Below are 11,090 nucleotides of genomic sequence, written 5' to 3'. Positions count from 1 at the left end.
TATCATGTTTGATTAAATAAGCAGCTAGATTCATCCAATAATGTCCTGTCGGTTCAAAACCAACAATTACTTGTTCTTTTTCATGTAAATCTTGTAGTGTATGGATACTATGCTTAAACTTTTCGAATCCTGCACCAGATTGACCAAACGGAAAAGCTTTTTGAAGTACTCGTCCCCGATCATCAATTGGACAAGCATAATGTGTCTTCTTTGCAATATCTACGCCGATTACCAAGGTATCATCAGATACTTGATTTATCTTTTGATTCGTAATATGATTCATTAGGTAGTCCCTCCTGTATATGGTTGAGTATTGATTGGCGTTGATTCTCAAACATCATACAAGAGGGCTATTTTTATATCAAGTACCTTTTGGTTCACTAACAGGAATGCTCCTCGTTCGTACCTCACTGCGGGGTCTCACCGATGCCACTAGTCCCACGGGAGTCTCCGTGTATTTCCTTCGCTGATTCGTGAACAATGAATTTTTATAGAAAATGGCTTAATTGCTTTAATGCTAATGATTCGCTTTTAGCATAACGCTGTATACAATATTGCCTTCAACGATGTACACTATTATAAATCAGAAAACTTATACCAGCGAAGGCAGAATACGGAGACTCCTCGAAAATAAAGTTCAATTTTCTTCGTGCGATGTATCGCTGCCGAAGCGTTCCTTGTCCTATGGGAACAGCACGAGCCGAAGATCCACTTGGTAAAGTGGGTTTCTTTACCAAGTTAGCTGAGGCCGTGCCCATGGAAAGCGGAGTATTCTGTCGTAGCGATGGTATAATACCTATTTCAATCAGAATAAAAGAAAGCAAAATTCCGAATGTTACTGCACAGTATACAGCTACTGCACAGTATCTATAACTTAGGAAAAAAGCCAAATGCAAAAAAGGCAGAGCATCACACTCTACCTTTTATCATACCGTAAATGTAATAATTTGTAAGTATCGTTATTGTTTCATTTTTGGATCAAGTGCATCACGCAGACCATCACCAAGTAAGTTAAACCCTAATACAACGAGTAATATTGCTAGTCCTGGAAAGGTAACCACCCATGGTGAGGTCTGTAGTGCTGCACGTCCATCACTTAACATGGCACCCCATTCTGGAATCGAAGGCTCGGCACCAAGCCCTAAGAAACTTAATCCAGCAGCGTCCAAAATGGCTGTACCGATACTTAACGTTGCCTGTACGATAATCGGTGCCATGCAGTTTGGTAACACATGACTAAATAAAATTTTTCCATTTTTTGCTCCAATTGAACGTGCTGCTTCAATATATTCCGTTTCTTTTACTGATAACACGGTTGACCGCACAATCCGAGCAAACTGTGGAATACCAACGAGTCCAACGGCGATCATGGCATTACGAAGGCTTGGTCCCATCACAGTTACTAATGCAATGGCCAATAGAATACTAGGAAATGCCATTAAAATATCGATAAACCGCATAATAATTAAATCTAACCAGCGACCAAAATAACCTGCCACACAACCTAGAAAGATGCCGACGATCGCCGAAATACCAACAGCAATCACACCAATTTGAATTGAAATCCTCGTTCCATAAACAATTCGGCTAAAAATATCTCGACCAAGTTCATCTGTTCCAAGCCAATGCTCACTTGATGGTGCTTGATATCTGTTAATAATATCCTGACTTGTCGGTTCGTGGGTAGCAATAAGCGGTGCAAAAATTGCCGTAAGGATTAGTAATAAAATCAAACAAAGCCCAATGAATGACGTCTTACTTTTCACCAACCTTTGCAGGGCATCAAGCCATAGACTAGGCGATTTAGGGTGAGCTGTCTTTTGACTATTAACTGGTGGTTCTGTTGGTAAGTTGGGTTGCGTTTCCATTTCGCTCACATCCTTTTCTAATCATATTTAATCCTTGGATCAAAGAATTTGTACAATAAATCTGTTACTAAATTTACAATGACAAAAATCGCAGCAATAATTAAAATCGTACTTTGTACAACAGGATAATCTCGACCTAAAACGGCATTTAATACATAACGTCCTATTCCTGGCCATGAGAAAATCGTCTCCGTCAGCACGGCTCCTCCTAGCAGTAATCCAAACTGAAGACCAATGACCGTTAATACCGGTAAAAAGGCATTTTTTAATGCGTGCTGAAAAATAACTAGATAACTTGCTAACCCTTTTGCATTAGCGGTTCGAATGTAGTCTTGTTTCATTACCTCTAACATACTTGAACGTGTCATCCGGGCAATAATTGCCATTGGAATGGTGCCTAAGGCAATACCGGGCATAAGGAGGTGTAAGAACGCATCTTTAAAAGCAGGCCAATTCAACGTAAGGATACTATCAATTAAATAAAAATTCGTTATTAGACCAAGTTGAATATCATTTGATAGTCTTCCAGATGCAGGCAGGATATTTAATTGAACCGAAAACAACCAAATCATCATCAATCCGAGCCAAAATATTGGCATCGAAACACCAAACAGGGCACCAGTCATACTTATATTGTCAAACCATGAATATTGCTTCACAGCCGCAATAACACCAGCTAATACTCCTACGATAATAGCTAAAACCATAGCGAACAAAGCCAATTCAATTGTTGCTGGCAAACGATCTGCAACCTCTGTTGCAATGGATTCTTTTGATTGAACAGATTCCCCAAGATCCCCTTGAAGAATTTTGGCTACATACGTACCATACTGACTATATAATGGGTCATTTAAACCCATCTCTGCTCGTAACGCCTCTAATTGAGCTTCGTTTGCTTTTTCCCCTAACATACTTTTAGCAGGATCCCCTGGTATAAGATGAATAAGTGAAAATGTTAAGATCGAAACTCCAATTAACACAGGAATGAGCATCAAAATCCTTTTTATAATATAACTAAACATGAAGATTCCCCCATTAGAGTAGAAAAACTAAACTCTTATCCTTGTTTCAGAAAAAAATGAACTATAGAAGAAGAAGTTACCCCACCATCATGGCAAGGTAACTTCTGTGACTTGCAGAAATTGCCGGTTCAATGATTAGTTCAGGTCTAAGTAGTTAAATGGCTCACTACCAGTCGGGTGTGGCAAGTAATCAACCACATCTGCATTTGCACCAAGTGGTGGTGTTGTATGTGCAATTGGGAGCCAAGGCGCTTCTTCATGGATGATCTCTTGTGCTTGCATGTAAAGCTCTACCCGCTTTTCTTGGTCCATTTCTGTTTGTGCCTGTTTCAAAAGATCATGTACTTCATCATTTTTGTAGAATGCAACATTTCCTGCAGATCCTACCTTCGCATTATCTTTATCTAACAATACATACAAGAAGTTATCTGGATCACCATTGTCCCCAATCCAGCCCATGAACGCCATGTCATGTTCACCATTTTCAACGATATTTAGGTGCGTATTCCAATCACTTTCTACAATTTCAACATCAATGTTGACTTCACTTAACATTTCTTGAATAGCCTGTGCTGTTACTTTTGGCTGTGGCATATATGGACGTGGATTTGACATAGAATGAAGGGTAATCTCAAACCCATCTTCATATCCAGCTTCTGCTAACAGGCGTTTTGCTTCGTCTACATCGTAGCCATAGTCCTCAATATCATCATTATATCCCCAAAGAGATGGTGGCATTGGATTTTTCGCTTCTTTTCCAATTCCTTCGTATAATGTAACTAATTTCTCTTTATCAACTGCTAGATTAATAGCTTGACGTACTTGTTCGTTAGAAGTTGGACCTTCAGCATCTGTATTGAATGCCATGTAACTAACATTCATAGATGGTCTGCGAATAATTTGTAAGTTTTCATCATCTTCTGCTGTTGCGATGTCTTGTGGGTTCATCCCATTCATAAGGTCAATCGAACCAGCCTGTAATTCCATAAAACGTGCACCATTATCTGGAATCACTCGGAAAATGACTTCATCTACTTTTGCTTCGTCCCCATAATAATCATCATTCTTTGTTACGGTAATAGAGTCATCATTTACCCACTCTTCAAACACGAATGGACCTGTCCCTACAGGGTTTTTAAAGTAGTCATCTCCATATTCTTCAATCGCATCCGGACTAGAAATACCAAATGGAGGCATTGCTAGTGTATAGATAAATGGTGCGTTAGGTTCAGATAACGTAAATGTCACTTCATAATCACCAGTTGCTTCTACTGATTCGATAATGCCACCTAAGTCCTCTTCTGTTGCACCAAACATATAACCGTAGTACACATATTCTGCTGATGTTGCCCAGCGTTCAAAGTTAAATACAACATCTTCTGCATCAAAGTCTGTTCCATCATGGAAGGTCACATCGTCACGTAGTTGGAATGTCCAAGTTAAACCATCATCACTTGTATCCCACTCAGTCGCGAGTGCCGGTCTTACCTCAGTATTCTCTTGTTCATATTGAACAAGTGTGTCAAAAATTTGGTTAGTCACGTAAATGGATTCTCCGTCTGTAACTTTAGATGGATCCAATTGTACAGAGTCTGCACCACGACCAAATACTAATCGCTTCACATCATCATCGGATTCTTCATCAGCCGTTTCCTCTGATGCATTATCATTCTCACTTGTTCCTTCATCAGATGAATCATCTGAATTTGTTGTCTCGCTTGCACTACAACCACTGATTACAACCATGGCAATCACAAGTAGCCCAAACAAGGTCATGAGTGTTTTTTTACTCATTCTAATTTCCCCCTTAAAATAGTTTAATTGTTTTGTTATGAAGTAATAGTTGCGAACAGTTAATGTCCAGCAACCACCTCCTTAACAAGGTGACATGCTGCTTGTTGCCCATGTTCACTTACTTGTTTTAATTCAGGATTCACTTGTTTACAAATATCTTCTGCCAATGGGCATCTTGTATGGAACTTACACCCTTGTGGTGGATTAGATGGGGATGGCAGGTCCCCTTTAATTAAAATTCTTTCTTTTTGTTTATGTGGATTTGCTTCAGGAATTGCCGATAATAAGGCTTGGGTATAAGGATGCTTAGGGTTTCTATATAATTCTCCAACCTCGCCAATTTCAACGATTTGTCCAAGATACATCACCGCGACTCGATCACTAATGTGGTGAACCACACTTAAATCGTGCGCAATGAAAATGTACGTTAAATCAAACTCTTGTTGTAAATCCTCCATTAGATTGACAACCTGTGCTTGGATTGACACATCCAACGCGGATACAGGCTCATCACAAATCACTAAGTCTGGATCAAGCGCAAGTGACCGAGCAATTCCGATCCGTTGTCGTTGTCCACCACTAAATTGGTGTGGGTAGCGATCTTTTTGATAAGAACTTAACCCAACAACATCCATTAATCGCGAAAGTTTCTTCTGTCTTTCACGTTTTGGAACATTAAATATTTTCATTGGTTCCGTTATAATTTGCTCAACAGTTTTCCGCGGGTTTAAGGATGCGTACGGGTCTTGAAAAATTAACTGCATCTCTTGACGGAGCTTTCGTAACTGTTCCCCTTGGACGTTTGTTATGTCCTTTCCTTTAAAAATAATCTCCCCATCTGTAGGTTCATGCAGTTTCAAAATAGCTCGTCCGGCTGTTGATTTCCCACAGCCACTTTCCCCGACTAATCCTAGTGTTTCGCCTTTTTTTACATCAAAGGAAACGCCATCGACTGCTTTCACAGCACCTGTTTGTCTTGGGATGATCCCACCTGACTTGACTGGAAAGTGTTTTTTTAATTTTTTCACTTCTAATAATGAACTCATGATGGAACCACCTTCTCGTTTTCTTCATTTTCATACAGTAAGCAGCGGACATGATGGTTTGCTTGATATTGTTTAAAACTCGGATCCACTTCGAAACAACTGTCCATTGCATGCTTACATCTTGCAGCAAAGCTACACCCTTTCGGTAATGCCCGCAAATCTGGCGGGAGCCCTTCGATTGCTTCTAATTTCTGCTTTTGATCCGTAATCTTAGGAATCGAATGCATCAATCCCCATGTGTAGGGATGCTTTGCATGATCGAATAAAGATAAGACATCGGTGAACTCGACTGGTTTTCCTGCATACATAACCATGACGCGATCACACACTTCCGCAACGACACCAAGGTCGTGTGTAATCATAATAATTGCCATCCCGAGTTCTTTTTGTAACTTAGCTAGCAATTCTAAGATTTGCGCTTGAATCGTAACATCAAGTGCTGTCGTAGGTTCGTCGGCGATTAGCACTTTCGGATTACAAGCAAGTGCCATGGCGATCATGGCGCGTTGTCTCATGCCGCCACTAAACTCGTGTGGATAGTTTTTCAATCGTGCTTCTGGATCAGGAATTCCAACTAAATCCAATAATTCTACCGCACGTTGTTTGGCTTGTTTTTTATTCATCGCTTCATGTGTTCGGATCGTTTCCACCATTTGTTTTTCAATCGTAAACACAGGATTTAACGATGTCATCGGATCCTGAAAAATCATCGAAATTTCTTTACCGCGAATTTTTCGCATTTCTTTTTCTGTTTTATTATTCAAATTCTCCCCTTCAAACAAAATCTCTCCTTGCACAATTTTTCCTGGCGGGGAGATCAGTTGCATAATCGACATTGCTGTGATACTTTTCCCTGATCCAGATTCACCAACAATCCCTAATGTTTCCCCAGGTTTAATATCAAAACTCACACCATCTACTGCTTTTACCGCACCTGTTTTCGTTAAAAAATGGGTATGTAAATCCTTCACTTCAAGTATCGGAGTATTATTTTCCATCCTCTTCCTCCACCTTTATATTTTAAAAGAATTGAATTTTCGGACATTTAATTTTCTGAATAAAAGTAATTATACATACATTTTGATTTTTATACAGTTTTTTCTCATTTTTCTCAAAAATAATAGAAAAAAAGTTCGTGTTTGATTAGCGGTCAGCTTGGGGGCGGTCTCTCATTCCGTTATTCTCCTTCTTCAAACCTTTATGACAGTTAAACGGTTTCTTATTCCTCTATTAGCCTGATTTCGCACCATTATCACTTAAATTTGGGGCCTTAGCGGAATCTGAGACCGTTTTCTAACTTTTTTTATCCTTTTTGGACCTTTAGCGGAACTTGGAACCGCCCCACATCAGGCTTTTAAAAAAAGTGTAGGTTTGTACATTAGGATAAACCGCAGTAAACTGGTAATCATGATAGATGGAGGGATTTTTTATGAACAACAAACAATTAATGGTAGATACAGAGTGGTTGGAAAACCATTTAAATGATCCAAAGCTACGTTTATTAGATGCAACCGTGATGATGAAACAAGATGAGAATGGCGTTGACATACAATCAGGAAAGGCGTCATATGATCAAGAACACATTCCTGGTGCAGTTTTTGCTGACTTAATGCAGGAGTTATCTGATCCAAATGCTACGTTTCCTTTTACAGCTGCGCCACACGATTTATTCGTAGAAAAAATAAAAAAACTTGGTGTTGGTGATGGTACATATGTTGTAGTTTACGACCGTGGTGCTGTCGTTGGTGCACCATTTTCCGCTTCTGACTGGGCATCTCGTCTTTGGTGGCAACTTCGACTAGCTGGCTTTGATGATGTATACGTACTTGCTGGTGGATTTCCAAAATGGAAAGAGGAGGGGCGTCCGGTAACCAATGAACCAGGTTCTTATCCAACCGCTTCCTTTACTGGAAAAAGGAGAACAGAACTGTTAGCTACAAAAGAGGACATAAAGGAAGCAATGACTGATCCATCAATCGTGATGATCAATTGTTTATCTCCTGCTGAATTTAAAGGAGAAACGAATGCCTATCCTCGAAATGGGCATATTCCGAGTAGTAAGAATGTCTTTTTCGGTGATGTTTCCGATCCAAATGCAAAAGGATTGCCTGATCAAGAAAAGTTACACAAGTTGTTTGAACCAAGCGGGGCATTAGATCCTGATAAAAAAGTGATTACCTATTGTGGGGGTGGGATCGCAGCGACCTGGAATGCACTGGCACTGTTTGCGCTTGGTCGAGAAGATGTGGCCATATATGATGGTTCCATGAACGAATGGACAGCAGACGAAAGCCTACCACTTGACGTTGGACAATAGAGTAAGCGCCAATTAATTAGAAGTTCGTACCTTATCTAGGGTTACGCCTATGTTAAGGTACGATTTCGTTTTACCTCTTAAGATCCGTAATTCCTTTATCTCCGCATGTTTTCCGTGCAATAGCAAATTTATTTGATCCTATTTCTATACAAAAATAACAAGCAAGACTAGTTAGTACTCCCAAACTGTCAATTAGTAAGTCTCCAACTTGTCCACTTCTTCCCGGAACGGACGTCTGATACACTTCATCACCACATGCAAGTAGGACACATAGGCTAAATGTTATCCAATAAGCTTTCCAACGAGGCCGAACCATTCGCCTTATAACATGAACAACTAAAAGACCAAGCACAAAGTAAATGAAGAAGTGGGCATTTTTTCGAACAATCGAATGAAAATGGTCCACATCAACCGTTGTACCTGGAACCGTTTTTTCTGCCGCCTGTGCCACTACAATTGTCACTTCTTCACTTAATTGGTTGGAATCCTCTGCAACTTGTGACGATAGGCTAAAAATGACAACTAGCCACAGGAGTACAACTAGAATAGAAATGTTGCTGGTGCGTTTTCTGTCTTTTGTTTTGAACATTGTATTTCTTCCTTTGGATTAGATATGTGCTTCGTTTACTAATTTTTACCAAGTAGCTTAGTAAACATACCTATCCGTGTCATTTCTATTCGGTTCAATTGGGCTTAATCCGCTTGTGTCGTAGTTGACAGAAACTCCGATGTGAGTTTATCGAGCTTCTTGCCAAATCTTTATTAGATTAGTACAAACATATTGCTATAGCGGCTGATTCATAGTTTTAAATTTACTCAGTCTACCGTGATAAAGCAGCTCTCAACAGTTTCGCTTTCTAATTTTTACTCAAACTGTCGTGACAGGGGCTCTCTCGACAGTTGCTAGCCCTGATTTTTACTCAAACTGTCGTGACAGGGGCTCTCTCGACAGTTACTAGCTCTAATTTTTACTCAAACTGTCGTGACAGGGGCTCTCTCGACAGTTGCTAGCCCTGATTTTTACTCAAACTGTCGTGACAGGGGCTCTCTCGACAGTTACTAGCTCTGATTTTTACTCAAACTGTCGCTGGGCGTTTCGCGGACGTGTCTAACACTGCAATTAGTAACCCACAGCGTAACATTTTTATAATTTCTGGATAACAAAAAACACCTAATTACCATAGGTGTTAAACATCAATTCTCTCTACTCCTCTTTTTTTCAATTCCCTTACGAATACCATAATGAAATCTGTTTCTTCATTTTGTTCTATAGCTTTTTCATAAGATTTAATTAGCTGTGCATTACTTAGATAATTAAAATCATTCATTTGAAATCACCACTCATATGTATTAATAGATAGTCCATTTGCTTAGAAACATCATCTACTATTCGCACCAATAAAGTAGATTCTATTTATTATAAAGCCATTTAAGAAACTCGATTTCTTTTTGACTTAGTTTTCGGTTCAATAAATCCTCAAAGTCTTTTTTTATGTTTGGTAAAGTGGTAGATTGATTTGAATTCAAATTGTCCCTCTCCCTACAACTAATTATGGCTTAACTCCAGTTACCATTAGTACGAAATTGATTTTAATTTTGTGGGGGGGAAAACAAAAATTTTTTTAAGACACCAAATGAATTTACTTCAGATGTGGCATAAATCCCAAGATCTAAAAATTCCCGATACAGTTATCGATACAAAAAATAGGGTACGAACCGTTATACGATTCGTACCCCTTATCCGTTATGAAAGTGACAGTTTTCTAATTATTGATTATTTTTAACTTTTTGCGCAACTTCTACGGTACGTTTTGCTTGGAATTTCACCGCACCTGCTACGTCTTCAACCATGTTACCATCTCCGTCTACCGTTACACTTACACCGTATGGATTTCCACCAGCGCTAAATTGAACTGGGTCTGCATAACCAGGTGCCGCGATAATCGCACCCCAGTGCATCATTGATGTATAAAGTGATAGAATGGTAGCTTCTTGACCACCATGTGGGTTTTGTGCAGATGACATTGCACTCACTACTTTGTTAATTGTTTTACCATTTGCCCATAGTCCACCTTGTAGGTCAAGGAATTGCTTCATTTGTGACGCAACATTACCAAAACGGGTTGGTGTACTGAAGATAATTGCATCTGCCCATTCAATATCATCAGAAGTTGCTTCAGGCACATCTTTTGTAGCTTCTACATGTTCCTTCCATGCTGGGTTGGAATCAATTGCTTCTTGTGGTGCGAGTTCAGGTACTTTAAGTACTTTCACTTCTGCACCAAGTTCTTTTGCGCCTTCTTCTGCCCATTTTGCTAATTCATAGTTTGATCCTGTTGAACTGTAATAAACAACTGCTAGATTTACATTTGCCATAATATAACCTCTCCTTTAATCTATTTAAAATAATTTCATTGGGATAGCATTTCACCCTGCTCCGTCGAGCTTGTTAGCCTACCACCCCCTTTAATTGGAGCATCATTGATCTGTTTCAATATCCTAGTTTTATTTATTATGATTTCAAGATATTAAACTAAAAAATTTTCATTTGAACTCGGAAGCAAAAATCCCTAGTTCCTTCATCTTATCAATCACAAGCGCCTTATCCTCGTAACTCAAACCACCTAAAATTTCATGTATCGCAGCCATATGTTTTGGAAAAATATTATCCATTAACTGAATGCCTATTTCACTAATTGCCGCGTAGGTCACACGACGATCATTTGGACAAGGCTTTCGCTGTAGTAATTCTTTCGTTTCCAGCTTATCTACAACATACGTAATACTACCGCTTGCCAGTAATACTTTGTCACCTATTTTTTGGATCGGTTGGTCACCTTTATGGTAAAGCAATTCTAATACGGCAAACTCAGTTGGATTCAAACCATATGTTTTAATATTTTCTTTGACACGATTTGTAATGGATTGCAAGGCACGATTTAAAACAATAAATAATTTTAATGATTGTGCCTGTTCAGCCTTTGAATCCATAGTATCAATCCTTTTTCCTCTAATTCTAGATTAGTCACTCATTCGTGCAATC

At 39.2% G+C, this 11,090-nt stretch carries 11 protein-coding genes; 1 reads left to right on the top strand and 10 read right to left on the bottom strand.

All coding sequences use genetic code 11. From position 1 onward, the window contains the following. The 6 genes from FCI53_RS19625 to FCI53_RS19600 form a co-directional block, all read right to left on the bottom strand. Positions 1-283, bottom strand: a 283-nt coding sequence (locus tag FCI53_RS19625; RefSeq protein ID WP_138420700.1) for an IS110 family transposase, incomplete at its 3' end; no start/stop codon positions are given. Positions 284-959: 676 nt separating this feature from the next. Next, on the bottom strand, positions 960-1,868 hold the full coding sequence (gene nikC / locus FCI53_RS19620; RefSeq protein ID WP_138420699.1) for a nickel transporter permease: 909 nt from the start codon (positions 1,866-1,868) through the stop codon (positions 960-962). A gap of 17 nt (positions 1,869-1,885) precedes the next feature. Next, entirely contained in the window at positions 1,886-2,890 is a 1,005-nt protein-coding gene (locus FCI53_RS19615; protein WP_138420698.1) for an ABC transporter permease, read from the bottom strand. A gap of 135 nt (positions 2,891-3,025) precedes the next feature. Continuing rightward, entirely contained in the window at positions 3,026-4,684 is a 1,659-nt protein-coding gene (locus tag FCI53_RS19610; protein WP_138420697.1) for an ABC transporter substrate-binding protein, read from the bottom strand. 59 nt (positions 4,685-4,743) lie between these two features. Further along, complete coding sequence (locus FCI53_RS19605; RefSeq protein WP_138420696.1) at positions 4,744-5,730, bottom strand: ABC transporter ATP-binding protein; 987 nt, start codon at positions 5,728-5,730, stop codon at positions 4,744-4,746. Beyond that, positions 5,727-6,728, bottom strand: coding sequence for an ABC transporter ATP-binding protein (locus FCI53_RS19600; protein ID WP_138420695.1), 1,002 nt, complete (start codon positions 6,726-6,728; stop codon positions 5,727-5,729). Before FCI53_RS19600 ends, FCI53_RS19605 begins: the two co-directional genes overlap by 4 nt. Positions 6,729-7,159: 431 nt before the next feature. Between FCI53_RS19600 and FCI53_RS19595 the strand changes: the two genes are divergently transcribed. Then, on the top strand, positions 7,160-8,047 hold the full coding sequence (locus FCI53_RS19595; RefSeq protein ID WP_138420694.1) for a sulfurtransferase: 888 nt from the start codon (positions 7,160-7,162) through the stop codon (positions 8,045-8,047). 70 nt (positions 8,048-8,117) lie between these two features. Here the strand turns inward: FCI53_RS19595 and FCI53_RS19590 are convergent, their stop codons facing one another. The 4 genes from FCI53_RS19590 to FCI53_RS19575 all read right to left on the bottom strand — a co-directional run bounded on the left by FCI53_RS19590 (position 8,118) and on the right by FCI53_RS19575 (position 11,038). After that, positions 8,118-8,636 (bottom strand): VanZ family protein, encoded by a 519-nt coding sequence (locus FCI53_RS19590; protein WP_138420693.1) that lies wholly within the window; start codon positions 8,634-8,636, stop codon positions 8,118-8,120. Between the two features lie 598 nt (positions 8,637-9,234). After that, positions 9,235-9,375 carry a sporulation histidine kinase inhibitor Sda gene (gene sda, locus FCI53_RS19585; protein WP_138420692.1) on the bottom strand — a complete coding sequence of 47 codons (141 nt, stop codon included), beginning with the start codon at positions 9,373-9,375 and terminating at the stop codon, positions 9,235-9,237. A 439-nt stretch (positions 9,376-9,814) separates the two neighbouring features. Beyond that, on the bottom strand, positions 9,815-10,423 hold the full coding sequence (wrbA, locus tag FCI53_RS19580) for an NAD(P)H:quinone oxidoreductase (protein WP_138420691.1): 609 nt from the start codon (positions 10,421-10,423) through the stop codon (positions 9,815-9,817). 168 nt (positions 10,424-10,591) lie between these two features. Then, the gene (locus tag FCI53_RS19575; protein WP_138420690.1) at positions 10,592-11,038 is read right to left on the bottom strand and encodes a MarR family winged helix-turn-helix transcriptional regulator; all 447 of its coding nucleotides are present in this window, start codon (positions 11,036-11,038) and stop codon (positions 10,592-10,594) included. Positions 11,039-11,090 lie beyond the last annotated feature (52 nt).

It is taken from the genome of Aquibacillus sediminis (genome assembly GCF_005870085.1).
Classification (GTDB): domain Bacteria; phylum Bacillota; class Bacilli; order Bacillales; family Amphibacillaceae; genus Aquibacillus_E; species Aquibacillus_E sediminis.
Note: the sequence above shows the minus strand (reverse complement) of the source record. Positions and strands in the feature narration are given on the sequence as shown.

Coding starts and splice junctions, on each gene's coding strand:
- sda (WP_138420692.1), bottom strand. CDS start 9,375: ATGAATGATTTTAATTATCTAAGTAATGCACAGCTAATTAAATCTTAT.
- nikC (WP_138420699.1), bottom strand. CDS start 1,868: ATGGAAACGCAACCCAACTTACCAACAGAACCACCAGTTAATAGTCAA.
- FCI53_RS19575 (WP_138420690.1), bottom strand. CDS start 11,038: ATGGATTCAAAGGCTGAACAGGCACAATCATTAAAATTATTTATTGTT.
- FCI53_RS19595 (WP_138420694.1), top strand. CDS start 7,160: ATGAACAACAAACAATTAATGGTAGATACAGAGTGGTTGGAAAACCAT.
- FCI53_RS19605 (WP_138420696.1), bottom strand. CDS start 5,730: ATGAGTTCATTATTAGAAGTGAAAAAATTAAAAAAACACTTTCCAGTC.
- wrbA (WP_138420691.1), bottom strand. CDS start 10,423: ATGGCAAATGTAAATCTAGCAGTTGTTTATTACAGTTCAACAGGATCA.
- FCI53_RS19615 (WP_138420698.1), bottom strand. CDS start 2,890: ATGTTTAGTTATATTATAAAAAGGATTTTGATGCTCATTCCTGTGTTA.
- FCI53_RS19590 (WP_138420693.1), bottom strand. CDS start 8,636: ATGTTCAAAACAAAAGACAGAAAACGCACCAGCAACATTTCTATTCTA.
- FCI53_RS19600 (WP_138420695.1), bottom strand. CDS start 6,728: ATGGAAAATAATACTCCGATACTTGAAGTGAAGGATTTACATACCCAT.
- FCI53_RS19610 (WP_138420697.1), bottom strand. CDS start 4,684: ATGAGTAAAAAAACACTCATGACCTTGTTTGGGCTACTTGTGATTGCC.